General features: G+C 67.3%; 22 protein-coding genes. 17 read left to right on the top strand and 5 right to left on the bottom strand.

Features of this window, described 5'->3' with window-relative positions; all coding sequences use genetic code 11:
- Window positions 1-14: 14 nt before the first annotated feature.
- From AC6HZP_RS13325 to AC6HZP_RS13255, 15 genes are all read left to right on the top strand, one after another.
- Window positions 15-734 carry a TerC family protein gene (locus tag AC6HZP_RS13325; RefSeq protein WP_201404009.1) on the top strand — a complete coding sequence of 240 codons (720 nt, stop codon included), beginning with the start codon at window positions 15-17 and terminating at the stop codon, window positions 732-734.
- A 167-nt stretch (window positions 735-901) separates the two neighbouring features.
- Window positions 902-2101 carry an MFS transporter gene (locus tag AC6HZP_RS13320; RefSeq protein ID WP_497523264.1) on the top strand — a complete coding sequence of 400 codons (1200 nt, stop codon included), beginning with the start codon at window positions 902-904 and terminating at the stop codon, window positions 2099-2101.
- Window positions 2102-2176: 75 nt separating this feature from the next.
- The gene (locus tag AC6HZP_RS13315; RefSeq protein ID WP_497523263.1) at window positions 2177-3169 is read left to right on the top strand and encodes a quinone oxidoreductase family protein; all 993 of its coding nucleotides are present in this window, start codon (window positions 2177-2179) and stop codon (window positions 3167-3169) included.
- A gap of 644 nt (window positions 3170-3813) precedes the next feature.
- Complete coding sequence (uraH, locus tag AC6HZP_RS13310; protein ID WP_497523262.1) at window positions 3814-4164, top strand: hydroxyisourate hydrolase; 351 nt, start codon at window positions 3814-3816, stop codon at window positions 4162-4164.
- A 5-nt stretch (window positions 4165-4169) separates the two neighbouring features.
- On the top strand, window positions 4170-5654 hold the full coding sequence (gene xdhA / locus AC6HZP_RS13305) for a xanthine dehydrogenase small subunit (RefSeq protein ID WP_497523261.1): 1485 nt from the start codon (window positions 4170-4172) through the stop codon (window positions 5652-5654).
- Window positions 5641-7959, top strand: coding sequence for a xanthine dehydrogenase molybdopterin binding subunit (xdhB, locus tag AC6HZP_RS13300; RefSeq protein WP_497523260.1), 2319 nt, complete (start codon window positions 5641-5643; stop codon window positions 7957-7959). Before xdhA ends, xdhB begins: the two co-directional genes overlap by 14 nt.
- Before the next feature lie 3 nt (window positions 7960-7962).
- A complete protein-coding gene (gene xdhC, locus AC6HZP_RS13295) occupies window positions 7963-8973 on the top strand; it encodes a xanthine dehydrogenase accessory protein XdhC (protein ID WP_497523259.1) in 1011 nt (336 codons plus the stop codon).
- Window positions 8974-8983: 10 nt separating this feature from the next.
- Window positions 8984-10576, top strand: a complete 1593-nt coding sequence (locus tag AC6HZP_RS13290) for an ABC transporter ATP-binding protein (protein ID WP_497526803.1) — start codon at window positions 8984-8986, stop codon at window positions 10574-10576.
- Window positions 10566-11720 carry an ABC transporter permease gene (locus AC6HZP_RS13285; protein WP_497523258.1) on the top strand — a complete coding sequence of 385 codons (1155 nt, stop codon included), beginning with the start codon at window positions 10566-10568 and terminating at the stop codon, window positions 11718-11720. Before AC6HZP_RS13290 ends, AC6HZP_RS13285 begins: the two co-directional genes overlap by 11 nt.
- An 8-nt stretch (window positions 11721-11728) precedes the next feature.
- Window positions 11729-12640 carry an ABC transporter permease gene (locus tag AC6HZP_RS13280; RefSeq protein WP_201404456.1) on the top strand — a complete coding sequence of 304 codons (912 nt, stop codon included), beginning with the start codon at window positions 11729-11731 and terminating at the stop codon, window positions 12638-12640.
- A 91-nt stretch (window positions 12641-12731) separates the two neighbouring features.
- Window positions 12732-13802, top strand: coding sequence for a BMP family ABC transporter substrate-binding protein (locus AC6HZP_RS13275; RefSeq protein ID WP_497523257.1), 1071 nt, complete (start codon window positions 12732-12734; stop codon window positions 13800-13802).
- 112 nt (window positions 13803-13914) lie between these two features.
- Entirely contained in the window at window positions 13915-15096 is a 1182-nt protein-coding gene (locus AC6HZP_RS13270; protein ID WP_497523256.1) for a urate hydroxylase PuuD, read from the top strand.
- 33 nt (window positions 15097-15129) lie between these two features.
- Complete coding sequence (gene uraD, locus AC6HZP_RS13265; RefSeq protein ID WP_497523255.1) at window positions 15130-15651, top strand: 2-oxo-4-hydroxy-4-carboxy-5-ureidoimidazoline decarboxylase; 522 nt, start codon at window positions 15130-15132, stop codon at window positions 15649-15651.
- Entirely contained in the window at window positions 15648-16922 is a 1275-nt protein-coding gene (locus AC6HZP_RS13260; protein ID WP_497523254.1) for an allantoate amidohydrolase, read from the top strand. The genes uraD and AC6HZP_RS13260 overlap by 4 nt, the downstream gene beginning before the upstream one ends.
- On the top strand, window positions 16919-18136 hold the full coding sequence (locus AC6HZP_RS13255) for a M20/M25/M40 family metallo-hydrolase (protein ID WP_497523253.1): 1218 nt from the start codon (window positions 16919-16921) through the stop codon (window positions 18134-18136). Before AC6HZP_RS13260 ends, AC6HZP_RS13255 begins: the two co-directional genes overlap by 4 nt.
- On the opposite strand, the gene AC6HZP_RS13250 is transcribed toward AC6HZP_RS13255, so the two are convergent.
- The 5 genes from AC6HZP_RS13250 to AC6HZP_RS13230 form a co-directional block, all read right to left on the bottom strand.
- Entirely contained in the window at window positions 18067-18645 is a 579-nt protein-coding gene (locus AC6HZP_RS13250) for an isoprenylcysteine carboxyl methyltransferase family protein (protein WP_497523252.1), read from the bottom strand. The genes AC6HZP_RS13255 and AC6HZP_RS13250 overlap by 70 nt on opposite strands.
- Window positions 18642-19766, bottom strand: coding sequence for a type III polyketide synthase (locus tag AC6HZP_RS13245; protein WP_497523251.1), 1125 nt, complete (start codon window positions 19764-19766; stop codon window positions 18642-18644). The genes AC6HZP_RS13250 and AC6HZP_RS13245 overlap by 4 nt, the downstream gene beginning before the upstream one ends.
- 91 nt (window positions 19767-19857) lie before the next feature.
- Window positions 19858-20145, bottom strand: a complete 288-nt coding sequence (locus tag AC6HZP_RS13240; RefSeq protein WP_497523250.1) for a hypothetical protein — start codon at window positions 20143-20145, stop codon at window positions 19858-19860.
- 146 nt (window positions 20146-20291) lie between these two features.
- Window positions 20292-20873, bottom strand: coding sequence for a tetratricopeptide repeat protein (locus tag AC6HZP_RS13235; RefSeq protein ID WP_497523249.1), 582 nt, complete (start codon window positions 20871-20873; stop codon window positions 20292-20294).
- 184 nt (window positions 20874-21057) lie between these two features.
- Complete coding sequence (locus AC6HZP_RS13230; RefSeq protein ID WP_497523248.1) at window positions 21058-21747, bottom strand: tetratricopeptide repeat protein; 690 nt, start codon at window positions 21745-21747, stop codon at window positions 21058-21060.
- A gap of 84 nt (window positions 21748-21831) precedes the next feature.
- Here AC6HZP_RS13230 and AC6HZP_RS13225 point away from each other — a divergent pair, with 84 nt between their 5' ends.
- Window positions 21832-22371, top strand: coding sequence for an RNA polymerase sigma factor (locus AC6HZP_RS13225; protein WP_497523247.1), 540 nt, complete (start codon window positions 21832-21834; stop codon window positions 22369-22371).
- Window positions 22364-23215 carry a hypothetical protein gene (locus AC6HZP_RS13220; protein ID WP_497523246.1) on the top strand — a complete coding sequence of 284 codons (852 nt, stop codon included), beginning with the start codon at window positions 22364-22366 and terminating at the stop codon, window positions 23213-23215. Before AC6HZP_RS13225 ends, AC6HZP_RS13220 begins: the two co-directional genes overlap by 8 nt.
- Window positions 23216-23310: the final 95 nt, after the last annotated feature.

Raw genomic sequence — 23310 nt, 5'->3', positions numbered from 1 at the left:
GGCGGGGGCGACGGATGAACGTGGATCTTCTCTTTCAGCCGGCCGCCTGGATGAGCTTCCTGACGCTTTCCGTCATGGAGATCGTCCTCGGCATCGACAACGTCGTCTTCATTTCCGTCCTCGTCTCCCGCCTGCCGGCGGCGCAGGCGAAGCGGGCCCGCCAGATCGGCCTGTCGCTGGCGCTCATCTTCCGTATTCTGCTGCTAATGGTGCTGTCGTTCCTGATCGGGCTGACCGCGCCTGTCTTCACGGCGTTCGAGCATCCTTTCTCGTGGCGGGATCTGATCCTGCTCGCCGGCGGCCTGTTCCTGGTGTTCAAGGCGACGCACGAGATCCACAAGGGCGTCGAGGGCCATGACGAGGGCGCCAAGGGGCCGATCCAGGTCGGCTTCGCCGCCATCGTGGCGCAGATCATCGTCATCGACATCGTCTTCTCGGTCGATTCGATCGTCACCGCGATCGGCATGGCCGAGCATCTCGAGATCATGATCGCCGCCGTCGTCGTCGCGATGATCGTCATGTACATCGCTTCCGGCCCGATCTCGGCCTTCATCGAGAAGCATCCGACGACCAAGATGCTGGCGCTCGCCTTCCTGCTGATGATCGGCGCGGCGCTGATCGCCGACGGCGTCGGCTTCCATATTCCGCGCAGCTATCTCTATGCCGCGATGGCGTTCTCGGCGGTCGTCGAGATGCTCAACGTCGCGGCAAAGCGAAACGCCAGGGCGACCTGACGGCGCGGCCGGGAAAGGATTATCCGGCGTGACTTGAATCGGTTCTAGAACCGGTTGCAACGCCGCGGGACCGCCTTTACAACGGTTGATCCTGAGCAAGGCGGCATCGTCGGATGGCGCTTGTCGCGGCCGAGGCTGCGCTCCACCACCAGCTACGACAGTGTGTCATGGGCCTTTCCTTCGCGTCCGCGCGCCTCATCATGGCGCTGTTCTTCTTCTATTCCACCTCGATGTCGAACTGGCTGATCCGCATTCCGGACGTCCAGCACAAGCTCGGAATGGAGCCGGCGACGCTGGCGCTCTGCCTGCTCGGTGTGCCGCTGGGCCTCGTCACCTCGATGGCGTTTTCCGGCGCCGTGGTCGAGTGGCTCGGCCCGCGCCGCGCGATCAAGATCGGCTTTCCGCTCCTGCTCGCGCCGTTGCTGCTGCCGGGTTTCGCCACCACGCCGACGCTGCTCTTCCTGGCCCTCGTGCTCGTCGGCCTCGGCATGGGACCGCTCGAGGTTGCCCTCAACGTGACGGCTGACCGGATTGGCCGCGCCATCGGCCGCACGGTCATGTCGCGCTGCCACGCCTTCTGGAGCTTCGGCCTGATGGGCGGCAGCATCACCGGATCGCTCGCTGCCACCTACGGCCTGTCGACCGGCGTTCACATGATCATCGTCGTGATCGGTGTTCTGCTTATCGGCGAGGCGCTGGCATCGCGCCTGCCGCCGGTCCAGACGGCCGAAGACGACGACGCGCCCAAGGAGAAGACGCCGCACTTCGTCCTCCCGTCGCCCAAGATCGTGCTGCTCTGCCTGTTCGCTTTCGGAATGCTGCTGGTCGAGGGCGGCATCATCGACTGGAGCGCCATCTACCTGCGCGACGTGTTTGGTTCGCAGCCGCCGACTACCGGCTATGCGCTGACCGCCTTCAGCCTCGTCATGGCGTTCGGCCGCCTGGTAGGCGATTGGCTGTCCATGCGCTACGGCGCGGTGAAGATGGCGAGGGTCTGCTGCACGGTGGCGCTGGCCGGCCTGCTGGTCATGGTCCTCGCGGTCGACCCGTTCATGGTGATCGTCGGCGCGGCGGCCACCGGCTTCGGCGTCTCGATTGTGTTCCCGCTCGCGGTTACCGCGGCCGCCTCGCGGGAAGGCCCGCCCGCCGTCAACGTCGCGGCGCTCTCGCTGCTGTCGTTCTCGGGCTTCCTGCTCGGACCGCCGATGGTCGGCTTCGTCGCCCAGTTCGGCGGATACCGCATGGGCATGGCGACCTTGCTGCTGGCAGCCGTGATGAGCCTCTGGCTTTCCGGCGAAGTGCGGCCGCGCAAGCCGGCGAGCACGAAGGTGCCGGCCGGCAAGCGCGCGGCGGCGGAAGTAGCCTAGATCGTTGCTCGTTTCTTCGGCAAGATGATCGGCTGCTAGGCTTATTAACGGCGCGAGACACATCGGAGAACGACCATGGTTGAGGCAGTGAGCGTCCGGGCGATCCGGGTTACGTCGAATGGCGGCCCCGAAGTGCTCTCCTTCGACACGATCGAGGTCGGCGCGCCGGCGGCCGGGCAGGTTCGGCTCCGCCACACGGCGATCGGCCTCAATTTCGTCGACACCTACATCCGCTCCGGCCTCTATCCGGCGCCGGCAGCGTTCCCGTTCGTGCCGGGCAGCGAGGGCGTCGGCGTCGTCGAGGCGGTCGGCGAGGGCGTCACCGAGTTCAAGGTCGGCGACCGGGTTGGCTACGCCGATCCGATCGGTTCCTATGCGGAGCAGCGGCTCGCCCCGGCCAACCGCCTGGTCGCGATTCCCGACGGCATCAGCGACACCATTGCGGCCTCCTCGATCCTGAAGGGGCTGACGGTGCGCTACCTGCTGCGCGAGACTTTTCGCGTCGGGCCGGAGCACACGATTCTGTTCCATGCCGCCGCCGGCGGCGTCGGCCAGATCGCGACGCAATGGGCGAAGTCGCTCGGCGCCACCGTGATCGGCACGGTCGGCTCGGCCGAGAAGGCCGAGATCGCCACGAGCCTCGGCTGCGACCACGTCATCAACTACCGGACGGAGGATTTCGTCGAACGCGTGCGCGAGATCACCGGCGGCGCCAAGGTCGATGTCGTCTACGACTCGGTCGGCAAGGACACATTCCCGGCCTCGCTCGACTGCCTGAAGCGGCGCGGAACCTGGGTGTCGTTCGGCAATGCCTCGGGCGCCGTGCCGCCCTTCAGCATCGGCATCCTGAACCAGAAGGGCTCGCTCTACGCGACGCGCCCGTCGCTCGGCGCCTATGTCGCGGAACGGTCCGAGCTGGTCGAGGCGGCGAGGGACCTCTTCGACGTCATCCTGTCCGGCAAGGTGGTCGTGGCCGAGCCGCAGACCTTCGCGCTCGCCGACGCGGCCGACGCCCAGCGCGCGCTGGAAGGCCGCCACACGACCGGCTCCGTCGTCCTGATCCCCTGAAAGACCGGGCTGCCAGTCAGCCTGCTTGATCGGTGTTTGGCTCGTCGTTCAACAAGCGAGCCCGATCTTCCCGCTCGATCCGCTGCTCTTCACCTCTCCCTGAGGGAGAGGTCGGCTCGAAGAGCCGGGTGAGGGTTTAGGGAGCCATCCGGTGAGGCCGTAAACCCTCACCCGCCGGCCTGCGGCCGTCGACCTCTCCCTCAGGGAGAGGTGTAGGGAGAGCGTCCCTGCATTGCGGGCCAGACACTGTGTGAGATCTTTGCAGAACACGGACGCCGCCATGCAGCCCACCGCCTATGGGCAGCGCACCGTCGCCCCGGCGGAGGCGGGGGCCCATAAACACCGACCAGGGTAGCTTGGCTCAGCCCATCAGCCACAGGCCGGTGTCTCTGGATCCCGGCCTTCGCCGGGATGACGGCGGAGGGTGGCACGGCCCGATCAGCTCATCCTCGAGCCATCTCAACAGCCAGACACTCGCGCCGCGCCGCCATGCAGTCGGGGATGGCATCATCTTTGCGTTGCGAGGCGCAGTTGCCACGATAAGCTGCACCAATTGATCAAAGAATCCATTTGATCAAGCCTTAGGCATTTCCCTATGGTTCGTCCAAGGTCGGACGCCTGGTACGTACTGGAATGGAACGGAAATGGGCCGCCTCACCACGCATGTTCTCGATACCGCCGCCGGTCGTCCGGCGGCAGGAATGAAGATCGACCTCTACCGCATCGGTTCCGCCGCCACGCTGGTGAAATCCGTCACGACGAACGCCGATGGCCGGGTCGACGGGCCGCTGCTCGAAGGCGCGGCGCTGGAGGAGGGCCATTACGAGCTCCTCTTCCATGCCGGCGACTATCTGCGCGGCACCGGGGCGGCGCTGCCGGCGACCCTCTTCCTCGACGTCATCCCGATCCGCTTCGGCATCGGCGCGCCATCGGAGCACTATCACGTGCCGTTGCTGATCTCGCCCTACGGCTATTCCACCTATCGGGGCAGTTGATCAGCATGCGTGAATCCATCCGCTTCGTTCGCCGGGGCAAGATCGTCGAGATCGGCAAGGTCGATCCGATGACGACGCTGCTCGACTATCTGCGCCTGAGCGAGGGATCGACGGGCACCAAGGAGGGCTGTGGCGAGGGCGATTGCGGCGCCTGCACCGTGGCGATCGGGCGTTCGCGCGGCGGCAAGGTCGTCTACGAGCCCGTCAACGCCTGCATCCAGCTGCTCGGCATGGTCGACGGCAGCGAGATCGTGACCGTGGAGGATCTCGCCGACGGTCCGACGCTGCATCCGATCCAGCAGGCGATGGTCGAGAAGCACGGCTCGCAATGCGGCTTCTGCACGCCCGGCTTCGTCATGAGCCTGTTCGCGCTCTACCAGGGCACCGAGGGGCCGGTCGATCGCGACGAGATCAACAATGCCATTGCCGGCAATCTGTGCCGCTGCACCGGCTACCGGCCGATCGTCGAGGCGGGTCTTTCGGTCTGCGCCGCGCCGCGCGACGACAAGTTCCGCAAGACGGTCGAGGACATGGCCGGCATCCTCGATTTCATCACCGATGAGCGGGATGTCTTCATCGGCGACGACCAACGCTTCTTCGCCGCCCCGGCCTCGATCGACGGGCTGGCGGCGCTCTATGCGCAGCATCCCGACGCGGTGCTGGTGGCCGGCGCCACCGATGTCGGCCTCTGGATCACCAAGCAGTTGCGCGAACTGCCGAAGATCATTCATCTGGGCCGTGTCCGCGGGCTCGACGGCATCGAGGATACCGGCCGCGAGGTCCTGATCGGCGCCGCCGCGACCTATGCCGCGGTCGAGCCCTTCATGCGGGGCATCGATCCCGATCTCGGCGAATTGTTCCGGCGCATCGGCTCGAAGCAGGTGCGGGCGCGCGGCACGGTCGTGGGCAATGTCGCCAACGGCTCGCCGATCGGCGACACGCCGCCAGCGCTGATCGTGCTCGGCGCGAGCATGGAACTGCGGCGCGGCGACCGGGCGCGCGTCATGGCGGTCGAGGATTTCTACATCGACTACGGCAAGCAGAACCGCGCGGCGGGCGAGTTCGTCACCGGCATGCTGATCCCGAAGCTCCGGGCGGACCAGGTCTTCCGCTGCTACAAGGTGACCAAGCGCTTCGACCAGGACATCTCCTCGGTGATGGGCGCCTTCCGCTTCACGCTCGACGATCAGGGCGTGATCCAGGAAGCGCGCATCGCCTATGGCGGCATGGCCGGCATTCCGAAGCGGGCCAAGGGCGCGGAAGCGGCGCTGCAGGGGGCGGGCATCCGCGACGCGGCCGCCTGGTCCAAGGCGTTCGAGGCGCTGCGCGAGGATTTCGCGCCGATGGACGACCATCGCGCCAGCGCCAGCTACCGGGCCGAGACGGCGCATGCGCTGCTCGGCAAGGCCCTGCTCGAGGCAGCCGGAACCCCGAGCTCGCGCACGCGTCTCGTCGGCAGGCGGGAGGGTTACGTCCATGCTGCTGAATAAGCCCCCCGTCGTCGCCGATGCCGACCTCACCGTCGTTCGCAAGCCGTTGCCGCATGACAGCGCGCCGCGCCATGTGACGGGCGCTGCCGCCTATATCGATGACATACGCGAGCCGTCCGGCACGCTGCACATCGCGCCGGGCTACGCGCCGATCGCCTGCGGCGAGATCACCGCGCTCGATCTCGACGCGGTGCGGGCGGCGCCCGGCGTCGTCGCCGTGCTGACGGCGGCGGATATTCCGGGCAGCAACGACGTCAGCCCGAAGCTGATCGGCGACGATCCCGCGCTCGCCGAGGGGCGCGTCCGCTTCCATGGCCAGGTGGTGTTCGTCGTCGTCGCGGAGACGCGCGACCAGGCGCGGCGCGCCGCCAAGAAGGCCAAGTTCACCACCGTCGCCGAGACGCCGGTCGTGACTGTCGCCGAGGCGACCGAAACCGTGCTGCCGGAATATTCCTTCGGCCGCGGCGACGTCGAGATGAGCTTCCAGGCCGCGCCGCTGAGGCTCGAAGGCAGCTTCAGCATCGGCGGGCAGGAGCATTTCTATCTCGAAGGCCAGATTGCCATGGCGGTGCCGGGCGAGGCGGGCGAGATGCATGTCTATTCCTCGACCCAGCATCCGAGCGAGGTCCAGCATCTGGTCGCGCATGCGCTGCATGTCCCGTCGAGCGCCGTGACGGTGGAGATCCGCCGCATGGGCGGCGGCTTCGGCGGCAAGGAGAGCCAGGCCTCGCAATGGGCGGTGCTCGCGGCCGTGGCGGCGGTGAAGACCGGTCGCCCCTGCAAGTTCCGGCTCGACCGCGACGACGACATGATCATGACCGGCAAGCGGCACGAGTTCGATGTCGAGTACCGCGTCGGCGCCACCCGGGACGGCATCCTGCGCACCGTCGACGTCGCGCTCAACGCGCGCTGCGGCCATTCGGAGGATCTGTCCATGGGCGTCGTCGACCGGACGATGTTCCATTCCGACAATTCCTATTTCTATCCGACCTGCCGCATCCTGACCCGGCGCTACCGCACCAACACCGTCTCGAACACGGCCTTCCGCGGCTTCGGCGGCCCGCAGGGCATGCTGTTCGCCGAGCGGATGATGGATCATCTGGCCTACACGCTGCAGAAGGATCCGCTCGATGTCCGCAAGGACAATTTCTACAAGAGCGGTCGCGACCACACGCCCTACGGCATGCAGGTCACCGACAATCTGCTGCATGAGCTGGTCGGCCAGCTGGAGCGGACGAGCGACTATCGCGCCCGTCGCGAGGAGATCACGGCCTGGAACGCCGGCAGCCGGATCCTGAAGCGCGGCCTGGCGCTGACGCCGGTCAAGTTCGGCATCTCGTTCACGCTGATGATGCTGAACCAGGCCGGCGCGCTGGTGCATCTCTACCGCGACGGCTCGCTGCACCTGAACCATGGCGGCACCGAGATGGGGCAAGGGCTGTTCCAGAAGGTGGCGCAGGTGGTGGCCGAGGCGTTCGGCGTCGACATGGGCAAGGTGGCGATCACAGCGACGCGGACCGACAAGGTGCCGAACACCTCGCCGACGGCGGCCTCCTCCGGCACCGATCTGAACGCGATGGCGGCGCTCAACGCCTGCAACATCATCAAGGACCGGCTCTACGCCTTCATCGAGGAAAAGTGGCACGTCCGCCGCCAGCAGGTCTCGTTCCGCGACAACCAGGTCATCTTCGGCAATCACGTGATGAGCCTGGCCGAGCTCGCCAACGCCGCCTATGTCGAGCGTGTGCAGCTTTCGGCCGCCGGCTACTACAAGACGCCGAAGATCGCCTGGAACCGCGACAAGGCCGAGGGCCGGCCGTTCTTCTATTTCGCCTATGGCGCCGCCTGCTCGGAAGTCACGATCGACACGATGACGGGAGAGATGAAGGTCGAGCGGGTCGACGTGCTGCACGATGTCGGCAAGTCGCTGAACCCGGCGCTCGACATCGGCCAGATCGAGGGCGGCTTCGTGCAGGGCATGGGCTGGCTGACGACCGAGGAGCTGGTCTGGGACAAGCAGGGGCGGCTGCGCACCCACGCACCCTCGACCTACAAGATCCCGGCCGCGTCCGACATTCCCGAGCATTTCAAGGTCGAGCTTTTCCAGTCGGAAGGGCCGCGCGAAGACACTATCTTTAAGTCGAAGGCCGTGGGCGAGCCGCCTCTGATGCTCGGCATTTCGGTCTTCTGCGCGATCAACAATGCGATCGCGAGCTTGAAACCGGGCGTGATGCCCGCCCTCAACGCGCCGGCGACGCCGGAGGCGATCATGCGGGCGGTTCGAGGGATGACGGCGACAGGATAGAGCATGCTGGTCTGGCAGCGCCTTCTCGAAGCGATCGATCGGCACGGCAAGGCAGCCATGGCGACGGTGGTGGAGACGCGCGGCTCGGCCCCTCGCGAGGCCGGTGCCCGCATCGTCGTGCTGCCGGATGCCTCTTTTTTTGGCACAATCGGTGGTGGCACGCTCGAATGGCGGGCAATCGCCGATCTTCAGGCGGCGCTGGCGCGGCCGCTGCCGCATTTTTATGAGAACCGCCGCATCGCGCTCGGGCCGGAGCTCGGCCAGTGCTGCGGCGGGCGCGTCGACCTCGCGCTCGAAGTGTTCGACCGCTCGCGCCGCCAGGAGGTGGCGGAGCTCGCCGAGGCGGAGACGACAGGGCCGTTCCGCACCCGCGCGGCGCAGGAATCGGACGGCAAGCTGCACCGGAGCCTCGACGAGGGCGGCAGCGTCGGCATCGGCTCCGTCCTGATCGATCATGGCGTCATCGAGGAAGGATTTGGCGAGGACCGGCGGCTTCTCTACCTGTTCGGCGCCGGTCATGTCGGCCGCGCGCTGGTGCTGGCGCTGGCGCCGCTGCCGTTCCGCGTCGTCTGGATCGACCCGCGGCCGGACGCCTTTCCACAGCATGTTCCCGCCAATGTGCGCTGCGTGCAGCCTGAAGACACGCCGGCGACGCTCGACGGCGCGCCGCCGGAAAGCTTCGTGCTGGTGATGTCGCACAGCCACGCGCTCGATTTAGCCATCGTCGCGAAGGCGCTGAAAGGCCAGCATTTCTCCTATGTCGGGCTGATCGGCAGCGAAACCAAGCGCGCCCGCTTCTCCAGCCAGCTTTCTGGCGCGGGTCTTGCGAGGGAGGAGATCGACCGTCTCGTTTCGCCGATCGGCGTTGACGGGATCCGGTCGAAGCTGCCGGCCGCTATTGCAGCGTCGGTCGCCGCCGATCTACTGGTGCGCGACGAGGCAATACGGCAGGCACTCGCGGACGGGGCTGAGGGGCAGGCCGGTCAGGCGAAGCGTGGATCGAGGGGGCGCTGAGGTGGAGCTTATCAGAGGTGGGGCAGGTAGCGCGGGAACGGGACGGCAGCGTCCCGGAGGCGCGCCGCTGCTGCGGGCGATCGGCATCATCAAGCTGTTCGGCACGTTCAAGGCGAACGACGCCATCGATCTTCTGATCCGCCCGGGCGAAATCCACGCGCTGCTCGGCGAGAACGGCGCCGGCAAGTCGACCCTGGTGAAGATCCTCTACGGCTCGCTGCAGCCGACCGAGGGCCGGATCGAGTGGAAGGGCCAGCCTGTCGGCGTCTCCAGCCCCTCCGCCGCGCGAAAACTCGGCATCGGCATGGTGTTCCAGCATTTCTCGCTGTTCGAGGCGCTGACCGTCGTCGAGAACATTGCGCTGGCGCTGTCGGACCGGAAGAGCCGCGCGGCGCTCTCGCGCGAGATCGAGACCATCTCGGCCGAATACGGCCTGCCGCTCAATCCGAACTCGGTGATCGCCGATCTTTCGGTCGGCGAACGGCAGCGCGTCGAGATCGTGCGCTGCCTGCTGCAGAACCCCGAGCTCATCATCATGGACGAGCCGACCTCGGTGCTGACGCCGCAGGAGGCCGACGATCTGTTCCTGACGCTCGACAAGCTGACGGAGCGCGGCTGCGCCGTGCTCTACATCAGCCACCGCCTCGAGGAGGTGAAGCGCATCTGCCATCACGCGACGATCCTGCGTCACGGCAAGGTGGTGGCCGAGTGCGATCCGCAGCAGGAGACGGCGGCGCGGCTCGCGACCATGATGGTCGGCGCCGAGGTGCGCAGCCTGACGGCCGACATCCCGCCGCCGCAGAACGCGAAGACGCGGCTCGCCGTGCGGGACCTGTCCCTGCCGCAGCCGCATCCCTTCGCGGTTCCGCTCCATGCGATCTCGCTGGAGGTCAAGGCGGGCGAGGTGATGGCGATCGCCGGCATCGCCGGCAACGGCCAGGGCGAACTCTTTGACGCGCTCTCCGGCGAGCGCCAGGCGGCGAACGCCGGCGCGGTCTCGATCGACGGCAAGCCGTGCGGCGCGCTCGGCGTCACGGCGCGGCGGCGGCTCGGCGCCGCCTTCGTGCCGGAGGAACGCATGGGCCATGGCGCCGTGCCGCGTATGAAACTCTCGGACAACGTGCTGCTGACGCGCCACGCCACCGGCGATCGGCTGCTGCGCGGCGGCGTCATCAGCCCGGATAACGCGCGGGAGCTGGCCGATCGCATCAGCCGCTCCTTCGACGTCCGCAAGGGCGCGCCGGATCCGGAAGCGGGTTCGCTCTCGGGCGGCAATCTGCAGAAATTCGTCGTCGGCCGCGAGATCGACCGCCAGCCCGGCGTGCTCGTCGTCAGCCAGCCGACCTGGGGCGTCGACGCCGGCGCGGCGGCGATCATCCGGCAGGCGCTGATCGACCTGGCGCGGGCGGGCTCGGCGATCCTGGTGATCAGCCAGGATCTCGACGAGGTGCTGGAGATCGCCGACCACGTCGCGGTGATCTCGAAGGGACATCTTTCGCCGTCGCGGCCGACCTCCGGGTTGACGCGCGAGGAAATCGGCCTGCTGATGGGCGGTGTCGGCGAGCCGACGATGACGGGCCGGGGGGCTGTGCATGCGCATTGAACTGGTCCGCCGTGGCGAGCGATCCGCCGCCATGGCCTATCTGTCGCCACTCCTGGCGCTGCTTCTGACGCTGATCGGCGGGGCGCTGATCGTCATCGTCTGGCGCGTCGTCGCGACCGACCTGTCGGCGCCCGATTCCGGCGGCCTGGCGGGGGCGCTCGGGCGCGGCTTCTCCGATTACGGCAAGTTCCTCTACGTGTTCTTCGTCGAGCCGCTGACGGCGATGTGGTCGATCGAGGACCTGATCGCCAAGGCGACGCCGATCATCCTGATCGCGATCGGCCTGTCGCTCTGCTTCCTCTCCAACACCTGGAACATCGGCGCCGAGGGCCAGATCGCGGCCGGCGCCATCGCCGGCTCGTTCCTGCCGATCTTCTTCCCGGACTGGCAGGGACCGTTCATCCTGCCGGCCATGCTGATCCTCGGCATCCTCGGCGGTATGGCCTATGCGGCGATCCCGGCGCTCCTGAAGATCCGCTTCGGCACCAACGAGATCCTGACCAGCCTGATGCTGGTCTATGTGGCGCAGCTCTTCCTCGACTGGCTGGCGCGCGGTCCCTGGCGCAATCCGGCCGGGCATAATTTCCCGGACAGCCGGCCGTTCGACGGCGACCAGCTGCTGCCGATGCTGTTTGGCACCAATATCCGCATCAGCATCCTCTTCGTCTTCATCGCAGCCTTCGCCGCCTGGTTCCTGATGCGCTGGACCAAGACGGGTTTCCAGATCCGCGTGCTCGGCCAGGCGCCGCGGGCAGGGGCCTTCGCCGGCTTCAGCCAGAGCCGCATGGTGCTTTTGACCTTCCTGATCTCAGGCGCGCTCGCCGGTCTCGCCGGCGTCTGCGAGGTCGCGGGACCGGTCGGCCAGCTGCGCACCACCGTGTCGCCCGGCTATGGCTTCACCGCCATCATCGTCGCCTTCCTCGGCCGGCTGAACCCGATCGGCGCCATCTTCGCGGGCTTCCTGCTGGCGCTTTCCTATCTCGGCGGCGAGGGCGCGCAGATCGCGCTCGGCATGTCCGACCAGACGACGCGGGTGTTCCAGGGCATGCTGCTGTTCTTCGTGCTCGCCTGCGACAGCTTCATCTTCTACCGGCTGCAGATCGTGCGCCGACCCGTCACCCAGACCCAGGCGGTGGCGTCATGACCGCGCTCATGCTCGAAGGCATCCTGCTCACGATCATCACGGCGGCGACGCCGCTGCTCTTCGCCGCGATCGGCGAACTGGTGACCGAGCGCTCCGGCGTCCTCAACCTCGGCGTCGAGGGCATGATGGCGATGGGCGCCGTCGTCGGCTTCGCCGTGGCGCACACCACCGGCAGCTTCGGCCTTGGCATCCTCGGCGCGATCTTCGCTGGCATGGCGATGGCGGCGCTGTTCGGTGTCGTGACGCTGATCTTCGTCGCCAACCAGGTCGCCTCCGGCCTGGCGCTGACGCTGTTCGGCCTCGGCCTCTCCGGCCTGATCGGCGACGCCTTCGTCGGCGTGCCCGGCGCCGGTCTTGCCCGTGTCTCGATCCCGGTCCTCAGCGACCTGCCCGTCGTCGGCCTGCTGTTCCGCCTGGATCCGCTGACCTATCTCGCCATCGCGATCACCATCGGCGTGTCGTGGTTCCTGTTCCGCATGCGCGGCGGGCTGATCCTGCGCGCCGTCGGCGACAGCCACGCGTCCGCCCATGCGCTCGGCTACAGCGTCATCCGCGTCCGCTTCATGGCGGTGCTGTTCGGCGGTGCCTGCTCGGGCCTCGCGGGCGCGTACCTGTCGCTCGTCTATACGCCGCAATGGACGCAGGCGATGACGGCCGGGCGCGGCTGGATCGCGCTGGCGCTCGTCGTGTTCGCCACCTGGCTGCCGCGCCGCGTGCTGATCGGCGCGTTGCTCTTCGGCGGCGTCAGCATCCTGCAGCTGCATGCCCAGGCGCTCGGCGTCGGTGTGCCGTCGCAGTTCCTGTCGGCGCTGCCGTATCTCACGACGATCGTCGTGCTGGTGATCATTTCGCGCAACCGCGCGCTCGTCCGGGCCAATACCCCGGCGGCGCTCGGGCAATCTTTCGTTCCCGACCGCTAGGGAACATCATGCCGGGACATGCCGCAGCGATCCGCGGCGATATCCGGAACGGGTCGGATCGCACAACGAGACGTACAGAGGGGAACAGGCCTTGAAACACATTCTGACCGCCGCGACCGCGGTGATTGCACTGGCCATCGGCGTCGGTTCCGCCAACGCGGCCGACAAGCTGAAGGCATGCTGGATGTATGTCGGTCCGCACAATGACGGCGGCTACAGCGAGGGCCACGACGTCGGCCGCCAGATGGTCGAGAAGGAACTCGGCGACAAGGTCGAGACCTCCTATGTCGAGAGCATCGCCGAGGGCCCGGACGCCGAGCGCGCGCTGGAGCGCCTCGCCCGTTCCGGCTGCCAGATCATCTTCTCGACCTCGTTCGGCTTCATGGATCCGACCATCAAGGTCGCCGCGAAGTTCCCGAACGTGAAGTTCGAGCATGCCACCGGCTTCAAGACGGCGCCGAATGTCGGCACCTACAATGCGCGCTTCTATGAAGGCCGCTACATCGCCGGCCAGATCGCGGCCAAGCAGTCGAAGTCCGGCGTCGCCGGCTACATCGTCTCGTTCCCGATCCCCGAAGTGGTGATGGGTATCAATTCGTTCATGCTCGGCGCGCAGTCGATCAACCCGGACTTCAAGATCAAGGTCGTCTGGGTCAATTCCTGGTTCGATCCCGCCAAGGAGGCCGACGCCGCCAAGGCGCTGTTCGACCAGGGTGCCGACATCATCACCCAGCACACGGATTCGCCCGCGCCGCTGCAGATCGCCCAGGAGCGCGGCCTGCACGGCTTCGGCCAGGCGCACGACATGTACAAGTTCGCGCCCAAGGCGCAGTACACGGCGATCATCGACACCTGGGGTCCGTACTACGTCAAGCGCGTCAACGCGGTGCTCGACGGCACCTGGAAGGCCGAGCAGAGCTGGGACGGCCTGAAGGACGGCATCCTGCACATGGCGGACTACACCAACCTGCCGGATGACGTCGTCGCCGCCGCCAAGAAGACGCAGGCCGAGATCGAGGCCGGCACGCTGCATCCGTTCAAGGGGCCGATCTTCAAGCAGGACGGCACCGAGGCGATCGGCGAGGGCAAGAACCTCGACGACGGCACGCTCCTCAGCATGAACTGGTACGTCAAGGGCATCGACGACCAGCTGCCGAAATAGGCCGCTGTCGCACGCCTAGCAGGACCTGCGCCGTCCGCGCCGCCTCGCGGCGCCCCGGCGCGGGTCCGAGTTCGCTCGGAACCGGTACCACAACGAGACCGAAGCCCGCCTGATGTCCGCATTCGTCGTCGATTGGCTGAACCTCCTGATCCGCTGGGCCCACATGGTGGTCGGCATCGGCTGGATTGGAACTTCCTTCTATTTCATCGCGCTCGACCTCTCGCTGAAGAAGCGCGAGCAGATGAAGGAGGGCGTCTATGGCACCGCCTGGGAAGTGCATGGCGGCGGCTTCTATCACGTCGAGAAATACCTGGTCGCGCCGCCGGCGCTGCCGTCCGACCTGATCTGGTATAAGTGGGAAGCCTATCTCACCTGGGTCACCGGCTTCCTGCTCTTGACCGTCCAGTATTACTGGAACGCCAATACCTTCCTGATCGACAAGTCGATCCTGCCGATGCTGCCGTCGCAGGCGATCGTCATCTCGATGCTCTCGCTCGTCGGCGGCTGGGTGATCTACGACCAGCTTTGCAAGTCGATCATCGGCCGCAACACGCCGCTGCTCGCGGTCTGCCTGTTCGTGCTGATCGTCGGCGCCGCCTACATGTTCACGCATGTCTATTCGGGCCGCGGCGCGCTGATCCATGTCGGCGCCTTCATCGGCACGATCATGGCGGTCAACGTTTTCGGCGTGATCATCCCGAACCAGAAGAAGATCGTCGCCTCGCTCCTGAAGCACGAGAAGCCGGATCCGCGCCTCGGCGCGATCGGCAAGCAGCGCTCGGTGCACAACAATTACCTGACGCTGCCCGTGCTGCTGATGATGGTCTCGAACCATTATCCGATGCTGTCGAGCCATCCGCACAGCTGGATCCTCGTCGCCTTCGTGCTGCTGCTTGGCGGCTCGATCCGCCATTTCCTCAACCGGCACGAGGCGCATGATCCGTTCCGCAAGTTCGCCTGGACGATCCCGGCATCGGCGGTGGCCTTCGGCGTGCTGCTGGTCATGACCGCGCCGCGACCGGTCGAGCTCGACCCCGGCCTCACCGTGTCGGATGCCGACGTGCTGACGCTGACGGCGCGCCACTGCGCCGCCTGCCATTCGGCCAAGCCGACGCATGACGGCTTCGACGCGCCGCCCAAGGGCGTGGTGCTGACCTCGACGGACCAGCTCGCCGCGCACAAGCAGCAGATCATGGCGCAAGCGGTGAACGGCACCGCCATGCCGCTCGGCAACGAGCACGGCATGACGGAGGACGATCGCAAGAGGCTTGGCGCGTGGCTGCAAAGCCATTAGACAAGCCTGAGATTGGTCTGCAACCGGGATGAAATGTCGACCCAAACGCTGACGCTCGCCGCGGTCAACCGCATGGACGAGGAAGCCTTCGTGACGCGTTTCGGCGATATCGCCGAACATTCTCCGTGGGTGGCCGAGGAGGCGGGGAGGGCGCGGCCCTACCCGGACCGGGAAGCGATGGTGGCGGCCTTCGCCGACGCCGTGCTGCAGGCCGATGAAGACGCGCAGCGCGCGCTTCTGCTGGCGCATCCCGATCTCGCCGGCCGCGCCGCGATCGCCGGCGAACTCGCGCCGGAATCCCGCAGCGAGCAGGCCGGGGCCGGCCTCGACCGGATGACGGCGGAGGAGTATGCGCGGTTCTCCCGCCTCAACGCGGTGTATAGCGACCGCTTCGGCATTCCCTTCATCCTCGCCGTCAAGGGCGCGACGAAGGATCAGGTGCTCGCCGCCTTCGAAGCCCGCCTGGACAATCCCGCCGACATCGAATTCGCGACCGCGCTGACGCAGGTCCAGCGGATCATCCGTTTCCGCCTCGAGGACCGTGTTTCCGAATGACCGAGCTTGCCACCACCCGCGCGACCGGCGCCCGCGCGCAGCAGATGATCGACGCGCTGGCCGCGATCTCCGCCAGCCCCGACAATCTGACCCGGCTCTATCTGACGCCCGAGCACAAGCGCGCCGCCGAATTGGTCGGCGACTGGATGCGCGAGGCGGGGCTTTCCGTCCGCATGGATGCCTCCGGCAGCATGCGCGGCTCCCTCCCGCCCGGAAAGGCCGGGCGCAGCGGCAACAAATCGCTGCTGATCGGCTCGCATATCGACACGGTGATCGATGCCGGGCGCTATGACGGCAATTTCGGCGTCGTCGCCGCCCTGCTCGCCGTCGAGGCGCTGAAGGCGCGTGGCGTCGCGCTGCCGTTCGGCCTCGAGATTCTCGCTTTCGGCGACGAGGAGGGCGTGCGCTTTCCGATCACGCTGACGTCGTCGGCGATCGCCGCCGGCGTCTTCGAGACGGCGACGCTGGACCAGACCGACCGCGCCGGCGTCACCATGCGCGAGGCGATCACGGCGTTCGGGCTCGACCCGGAAACCGTGGCCGAGGAAGCCTATCCGGCCGATTCCGTGCTCGGCTATCTCGAAGTCCATATCGAGCAGGGGCCGGTGCTGGAGCGCACCAACGCGCCGCTCGGCGTCGTGACCGCGATCGCCAGCCAGAGCCGTCACCATATCCGCATTCGCGGCGAGGCCGGCCATGCCGGCACCGTGCCGATGCCGATGCGGCGCGATGCGCTGGCGGCGGCGGCGGAACTGCTGGTCGCCATGGAGGCGATCGGCCGGAAGGACCGCAAGAACGCGCTCGTCGTGACGGTGGGCCAGCTGGACGTTATGCCGGGCGCCTCGAACGTCATCCCGTCCGAGGTGCGGCTGACGCTCGACGTGCGCGCCGCCACGGACGAGGCACGGCGCGATGCGGTTGCCGCGATCATCTCGCAGGCGCGCAAGATCGAGGCCGTCCGCCAGGTCGCGCTGAGTTTCGACACCTATCTGGAGAAGCCGTTCGCCCCCTGCGGCGCGCGGCTGACGGCGGCGATCGAGAGGGCGACGTCCGAGGTGATGGGCAAGCCGGCGCAGAAGCTTTTGTCGGGCGCCGGCCATGACGGCCTGTCGATGGCGCATCTTTGCGAATACGGCATGATCTTCGTGCGCTGCCGTGGCGGCATCAGCCACAATCCGGCCGAGTTCGTGACCGAGGACGACATGGGCGTCGCCGTCGAGGCTCTGGTCGGGACCATTCTCGAGCTGGCCCGCCAGGAAGAGGCGACATGATCCGCGACGCCATCGCCGCCAATTGGGAGCGCGAAGTTGCGTTCCTGAAGGCGATGATCCGGATCCCGAGCGACAATCCGCCGGGAAACTGCGCACCGCACGCTGAAGCCGCGGCCGCCGAACTGGAGGCGCTCGGCTTCACGGTCGAGCAATACCCCGTGCCGGAGCCGTATGTCCGCCAGAACGGCATGAAGAGCGTCACCAATTTGATCGTGCGCAAGACGTTCGGGAGCGGCGGGGGGCCGGTGATCGCGCTCAACGCGCATGGCGACGTCGTGCCGCCCGGGCGCGGCTGGACGACGGATCCCTATGGCGCCGAGGAGCGGAACGGCGCGCTCTACGGGCGCGGCGCGGCGGTTTCGAAATCGGATTTCGCCACCTACGCCTTCGCGCTTCTCGCTCTGGCGCAGTCGGAAAAGCGACTTTCCGGCGGCGTCGAGCTGCACCTGACCTATGACGAGGAGACCGGCGGCTTCGTCGGGCCGCAATGGCTCCTGGCTCACGACCTCTCCAAGGCCGACTATGCCATCTCGGCCGGGTTCTCCTACGCGATCACCACCGCGCATAATGGCGCGCTGCATCTGGAAGTCGTCGTGCGCGGCCGCCAGGCGCATGCGGCGATCCCGTCTTCCGGCGTCGATGCGCTGGAAGCCGCAACGCCGATCCTGACCGCGATCTATGCCGAGCGCCGCCGCCTCGCCGAGCGCGTCTCGACGGAGCGCGGCATCGGCTCGCCGCAGATCACGGTGGGGATGATCGAGGGCGGCATCAACACGACGGTCGTGCCGGACCGGATCGCGTTCCGGATCGACCGTCGGCTGATCCCGGAAGAGCAGGGTGAGGCGGTCGAGGCAGAGCTCGTCAAGCTGATCGAGGCGGCGACGCCGGCGACCGAGGGCGTCGAGGTCGAATGTCGCCGCATCATGCTGGCCGAGCCGCTCCGGCCGCTACCGGGCGTCGAGCGGCTGGTCGAGGCCGTGCAGGGGCCGGCGAAATCCGTGCTCGGCTTCGCGATCGAGCCAACCGGCGCGCCGCTCTATACCGATGCGCGGCACTATTCGGCGGCCGGCATCCCGACCATCCTCTATGGCGCCGGCCCTCGCTCCATCCTCGAGGCGAACGCCAATTCGGCCGACGAGCACATTCAGCTGTCCGACTTGCGCGCCGCGACCGAGATCGTCGCGCTGGCCTTGGAAGACCTGCTTTCGGCCTGATCCGCCGACGGCCTGCGCGTCAGTAGCGCCTGGTTCTCGATCCGGATGCGGAAGGCGAGGACGGCGAGGTTCAGGACGCCGAAGACCAGCGCTGCGACCGGCAGGTCGAGGATCAGGGCGAGCAGCGGGATTTCCAGCGCGACGACGACGTAGTTGGGGTGGCGCAGGAAGCGGTAGGGCCCGGTCGCCCGCAGCGGCGCGTCGTCGATCGTGATGATGCGGGTGGTCCAGTAGGGGCCGAGGCTCGCCAGCACCCAGAGGCGCAGGAGCTGAAGCAGCGCGAAGGCGGCGATCAGGATCCAGTGGACCGGCGGGTCGGGCGCCGTCAGAAGGGCGAGCGTCACGAGCCAGGCCGCGTGCAGCGCGACGATGACGGGATAATGCTCCCGGCCGACCTCGCGGCCGCCGCGCGCCAGCAGCGCGCGGGTGTTGCGGCGGGCGCGGATCAGCTCGACGCCGCGCTGCAAGGCGACGGCGAGGAGCAGCCAATAGGCCCAGCCGACGCTCATGGCAGGGATTGCGGTTCGGCGACGGTCAGCATCTGGAACCCGGCGGTGAAGCCCGGCCCCAGCGACGACATCAGCAGCGTGCCGCTCGCGCCGCTCCGCAGCAGATCGTCGAGCACGAACAGGACCGTGGGCGCCGACATGTTGCCATAGGCGGCAAGCACGCGGCGCTCGGCATCGAGGCCGAATTTCGGATAGCCGAATACCTTCTCCAGTTCGTCCGTCACCTTCGCGCCGCCCGGATGGCAGCACGGGCGGTCGATGTCGGAACGCTCAAGTCCATGCCGGTCGAGGAAGCCGTCGAGGGCAGCCGGATAGTCGTCGGCGATGATCTGCGGAATGCTCTGCTGGAAGATGACGTCGAAGCCCTGCGCGTCGATGTTCCAGCCCATCACGTCGAGCGTGTCGGGCCAGCAATGCTCGCCGCCGATGCCGAGCGTCGGGGCCGTCGAATCCTCGGCGCCGCTCGTGACGATGGCGGCGGCGGCGCCGTCGCCGAACAACGCGCTGGCGACGAGGTTGCTCTTCGTCAGCCGGTCATAGCGAAAGGCGAGGCTGGAGAGCTCGACGACGATGAGCAGGCAGTTGAGGCCCGGCTGCGAGCGCGCCATCTGCGCCGTCCGCGTCAAGCCGAGCACGCCGCCGGCGCAGCCGAGCCCGAACACCGGCAGGCGCATCACATCGCTGCGGAAAGGAATGAGGTTCATCAGCCGCGCGTCGATGCTGGGCGTCGAGATGCCGGTCGAGGACACGAAGACGATGACGTCGATGTCTTCGGCCTTCAGCTCGGCCCGGTCCAGCGCGCGATTGGCGGCCGTGAAGGCGAGGGCGGTCGCGTGCTCCTGGTAGAGCCGCGTCTTCTCCTCGAAATCCGCCGGGCCGAGAAACCATTCGACCGGCAGGCAGCTGTAGCGCGCGTCGATCGCGGCGTTGTCGAACACCTGCTCGAGCTGGTCGAAGAAGGGCATGCGCGAGCCGAAGACCTCGCGCGCCCGCTCCTTCGCCACGGATTGCGGGATATGGTGCGGCGGCACCACCGTCACCAGGGAGCGCAGCGTCGCGGTGACGTGCGGATTACCGGCAGGCGCCGTCAGGGTGGCGCCGGGAAACCGGATCAGGTTCATGCCAATTGTCTCCATGCGAAGGCATTTCTTTCAGGACCGGAGCCTGGCTCCCGCCGGTCGGGGCCGGACCGGTCGCCGGCGCGGATCGGACCTACTGCGCGTTCGGCATGATCTGTCCGGCGCCGAAGCTGCTGCCGTAGTTGTTCCCCCAGCTCGCCCCGCGCGGCCAGGCTTCCTGATCCGGAGGCCCCTTCGCGCTGACGGACAGGCAGCGTTGGTACTCGGTGTCCCAGACCTGCTGATCGCTGCATGGCGGCATGCGCGCATGGCTCACCCTTCTATGGCTGCCGCAGGCCCCGAAGGCCGGATCCGCGGCGGCGAGGCTGATCAGCCCGATGCAGGCGATCGCAAGCGGAACGGTGGTTGCTACCGAGGTCATCGGTATCTCTCCGTCGGCGTGATGCCGATACGAAGCTATTCCTTGCGCGCGCACTATTCGACATCCAGAAGATGTAACGCGGGTCACGAAGTGGTGACGGCCGAGCCGGCGGCCTCAAGACAGATGCCGCCGGGTCGTTTCCGTCGTTATTCGGTCGGCTTGCCGGCGACGGCGGCCGCGAGATCTTCGTATTGCTCGCAGGTCGTGTTGCCGCAGAGCTTCTGGACGATGACCAGCTCTTGCTTGGCGAGCTCCATCCGTCCGGCGCTGGCATAGCCCTCGCCGAGATATTCATGCGTGTTGAGGTTGTCCGGTTCGATCGCCAGCGCCTGCTTGTAGTAGTCGATGCCGACGTCGGTATTGCCCTTCTTGCGGTGGCTGTAGCCGATATAGGTCAGCACCATCGCGTCCTGCTTGTTCTTGACCGCGTCGAGCACGATCAGCGCGTCGTCATAATAGCCCGCCAGCGCGAGGGCGCGGCCCTGCTGCAGCAACTCCTTGTCAGGGACATTGCTGGACTGGGCCCGTACGCAGCGCCCCACCTTCTGGTCCCAGACGAGGCCCTGCCGGCATTTCGGCGGAGCGCTGCCGGAAGAGCCGCTGCCGCCACCGCCGCCACCGCCACCGCTGGCGGCAAGCGCGGGCATGGCGGCCCCGAGGCCGAGCAGCCCGACGAAAGCAACGGCCAGCGTGGCGCGCGCGGTCTTGTCGAAGCGAGATTGGAACATCGTCGTTTCCCTGTATGGTTGTCGCGACGTACAAACGTTCATAGGTGGAGCCCTATTCGACGGGGGCAGGCGGGACGTCGATCACGAAGTGGTGAAGCGGGGATGATGGCCTGCCGGCGGCGTCTGGATTGACGCCACCGGCGCCCTGGTGGGTCCGCCGGAGAGCGGACGAGCCCCTGCCGGCTTATTCGGCCGGCCTGCCGGCGACGGCGGCCTCGAGATCTTCAAATTGCTCGCAGGTCGTGTTGCCGCAGAGCTTCTGGACGATGACCAGCTCATCCTTGGCGAGCTGGAGGCGCCCGATGCTGACATAGCCTTCACCGAGATATTCATGGGTGTTGACGTTGTTCGGATCGATGGCCAGCGCCTGCTTGTAGTAGCCGATGCCGAGGTCGGTATCGCCCTTCTTGCGGTGGCTGTAGCCGATATAGGTCAGCACCATGGCGTCCTGCTTGTTCTGGACGGCGTCGAGAACGTCGAGGGCGTTGTCATGATAGCCGGCGAGCGCCAGCTGCCGTCCCTGCTGGAACAGCTCCTGATCGGTCAGGCCGCTCGACCTTGCCTTGACGCAGTGCTGGACGCGCTGGCTGAAGACGAGGCCGCGCTTGCAGACCTGGTTGCTCGGCATGAAGTGGCTGTTGCCGCCGCTGCTGCTGCTACTGCTGCTGCCGCCGCCCATGCCGCCGCCGCCACCGCCCATGCCGCCGCTGCTGCTGCTGCTGCTACCTCCACCGCCGCTGCTTCCGCCGCCGCCCCCGCCGCCACCACCGCCGCCGCCACCGCTCGAAGCTAGGGCTGCGCCGGTCGAGGCGAGCAGGCCAATGAATGCGATCGTGAGGACGGATCGCGTCGTCTTTTCGAACATGGTTGTCATCGGAGCCTCCGACTGGTTTCCTCTCGCCTCTGAGACGAGAGTCGCGGCAAGAACAGCAGGGGCGGGAGCCCTATTCGTTTCCCCATGTCCAGAACCGGTAACGATGCTGTGAAGCAAGGCCTGGCGCTTCATCTGGAGGCGCTGTGGCGCTATGGCTTGGTCCTGTCGCGCAATCGCGATACGGCGGAGGACCTCGTGCAGGCCACCTGCGTTCGCGCGCTGGAGCGTTCCCACCAGTTCGCGCCGGAGACGCGGCTTGACCGCTGGCTCTTCTCGATCGAGCGCTCGATCTGGATCAACGAGCTCAGGTCGCAACGGGTCCGGCGGGGCAGCGGCGTCGTCGATGCGGAGATCGCCCTCGTTTTTGAGGGGGGGCCGGCGATGGAATCGAATATTCTCGCCGCTCAGGTGTTAAGCGAGATAGGACGGCTCGCCGAGGCACAGCGGGAAACCGTCCTGCTCGTCTACGCGGAAGGATACTCCTACCGCGAGGCGGCTGAACATCTCGGCGTGCCGATTGGAACCATCATGAGCCGGCTTGCCGCCATCCGTGAAAAACTGAGCCCGCTCGCGGGCGACACCAGGCCGGCGACCCCGGACGACAGGCGAGGGGATGATGGCTGAGATCTCCACCCATCCCGACGATTCCATCCTGGTCGCCTATCTCGACGGCGAGCTGGACAATCGCGATCGCGCCGCTCTGGAGGCCCGCCTCGACGCAGAGGCGGAGCTCGCCGACCGCCTGGCTTTCCTGGAACGCGGCGGCGCGGGCATTTCCCCGGCGCTGGACGCCCTGAAGTCGCAGGCGCCGAAGGCGCGGCTCGACAATATCCTGGCGCAGGCCGTCGCCCAGCACGAGGCCGGCAACGTCGTGCCGCTGCGGCGGATGTGGCCGCAGGCGGCGCTTAGCCCGCGGCAGATGGTGGCGGCGGCGATCGCGCTGTTCCTGCTCGGCGGCATCGCCAACGAGTTCATTCGCGGCAATGCCGCGTCGCCGCCGGCGCAGCAGGCGCAGCCGATCGAGCAAGCGCAGCAGGTGAGGGAGACCGCCCCGGTCGAGGACTGGCGGCAGGCGGTCGCCGAATACTGGTCGCTGACGACCCCCGAGACGCTGGCGCTGGCGCCGACGCCGGAGCGCGCGGCGGCCGAGCTGAGCCTCGCCTCCAAGAAGGTGGGCGTGGATCTCGCCTCCGCACAGGACGCCTTTCCAGGCCTGTCGTTCCGCGGGGCGCAGCTGTTCGATTTCCGGGGCAAGCCGCTGGTGCAGATGGCGTTTCTCGACCCCGAGCATGGGCCGATCGCCTATTGCGTGATCGCCAATCCCGACAAGGCCGAGATTCCGCCGACGACGGAGGAGATGGACGGATTCACCATCGTCCACTGGGCTTCCGGCGGCCAGGCGCGGCTGCTGATCGGCCGCGCGCCGGCCGAGCGGCTGCAGGCGCTGGCAGAGAAGGTTGCCGGCTGAGGGCAGGGGCAGGCCGCTCTTCACCTCTCCCTGAGGTGACCTTTGCAGAACACCATCCCACATACTTCGATGGCTCGAAGATGGAGCGTGCCACC

This window comes from Kaistia sp. SLG-1 (assembly GCF_059699055.1).
This window is presented reverse-complemented; position numbering and strand designations above follow the sequence as displayed.

What these genes read in the sequence shown, in the direction of transcription:
- AC6HZP_RS13325 (WP_201404009.1), top strand. Translation starts at nt 15, where the DNA reads ATGAACGTGGATCTTCTCTTTCAGCCGGCCGCCTGGATGAGCTTCCTG.
- AC6HZP_RS13320 (WP_497523264.1), top strand. Translation starts at nt 902, where the DNA reads ATGGGCCTTTCCTTCGCGTCCGCGCGCCTCATCATGGCGCTGTTCTTC.
- AC6HZP_RS13315 (WP_497523263.1), top strand. Translation starts at nt 2,177, where the DNA reads ATGGTTGAGGCAGTGAGCGTCCGGGCGATCCGGGTTACGTCGAATGGC.
- uraH (WP_497523262.1), top strand. Translation starts at nt 3,814, where the DNA reads ATGGGCCGCCTCACCACGCATGTTCTCGATACCGCCGCCGGTCGTCCG.
- xdhA (WP_497523261.1), top strand. Translation starts at nt 4,170, where the DNA reads ATGCGTGAATCCATCCGCTTCGTTCGCCGGGGCAAGATCGTCGAGATC.
- xdhB (WP_497523260.1), top strand. Translation starts at nt 5,641, where the DNA reads ATGCTGCTGAATAAGCCCCCCGTCGTCGCCGATGCCGACCTCACCGTC.
- xdhC (WP_497523259.1), top strand. Translation starts at nt 7,963, where the DNA reads ATGCTGGTCTGGCAGCGCCTTCTCGAAGCGATCGATCGGCACGGCAAG.
- AC6HZP_RS13285 (WP_497523258.1), top strand. Translation starts at nt 10,566, where the DNA reads ATGCGCATTGAACTGGTCCGCCGTGGCGAGCGATCCGCCGCCATGGCC.
- AC6HZP_RS13280 (WP_201404456.1), top strand. Translation starts at nt 11,729, where the DNA reads ATGCTCGAAGGCATCCTGCTCACGATCATCACGGCGGCGACGCCGCTG.
- AC6HZP_RS13270 (WP_497523256.1), top strand. Translation starts at nt 13,915, where the DNA reads ATGTCCGCATTCGTCGTCGATTGGCTGAACCTCCTGATCCGCTGGGCC.
- uraD (WP_497523255.1), top strand. Translation starts at nt 15,130, where the DNA reads ATGTCGACCCAAACGCTGACGCTCGCCGCGGTCAACCGCATGGACGAG.
- AC6HZP_RS13260 (WP_497523254.1), top strand. Translation starts at nt 15,648, where the DNA reads ATGACCGAGCTTGCCACCACCCGCGCGACCGGCGCCCGCGCGCAGCAG.
- AC6HZP_RS13255 (WP_497523253.1), top strand. Translation starts at nt 16,919, where the DNA reads ATGATCCGCGACGCCATCGCCGCCAATTGGGAGCGCGAAGTTGCGTTC.
- AC6HZP_RS13250 (WP_497523252.1), bottom strand. Translation starts at nt 18,645, where the DNA reads ATGAGCGTCGGCTGGGCCTATTGGCTGCTCCTCGCCGTCGCCTTGCAG.
- AC6HZP_RS13245 (WP_497523251.1), bottom strand. Translation starts at nt 19,766, where the DNA reads ATGAACCTGATCCGGTTTCCCGGCGCCACCCTGACGGCGCCTGCCGGT.
- AC6HZP_RS13240 (WP_497523250.1), bottom strand. Translation starts at nt 20,145, where the DNA reads ATGACCTCGGTAGCAACCACCGTTCCGCTTGCGATCGCCTGCATCGGG.
- AC6HZP_RS13235 (WP_497523249.1), bottom strand. Translation starts at nt 20,873, where the DNA reads ATGTTCCAATCTCGCTTCGACAAGACCGCGCGCGCCACGCTGGCCGTT.
- AC6HZP_RS13230 (WP_497523248.1), bottom strand. Translation starts at nt 21,747, where the DNA reads ATGACAACCATGTTCGAAAAGACGACGCGATCCGTCCTCACGATCGCA.
- AC6HZP_RS13225 (WP_497523247.1), top strand. Translation starts at nt 21,832, where the DNA reads ATGTCCAGAACCGGTAACGATGCTGTGAAGCAAGGCCTGGCGCTTCAT.
- AC6HZP_RS13220 (WP_497523246.1), top strand. Translation starts at nt 22,364, where the DNA reads ATGGCTGAGATCTCCACCCATCCCGACGATTCCATCCTGGTCGCCTAT.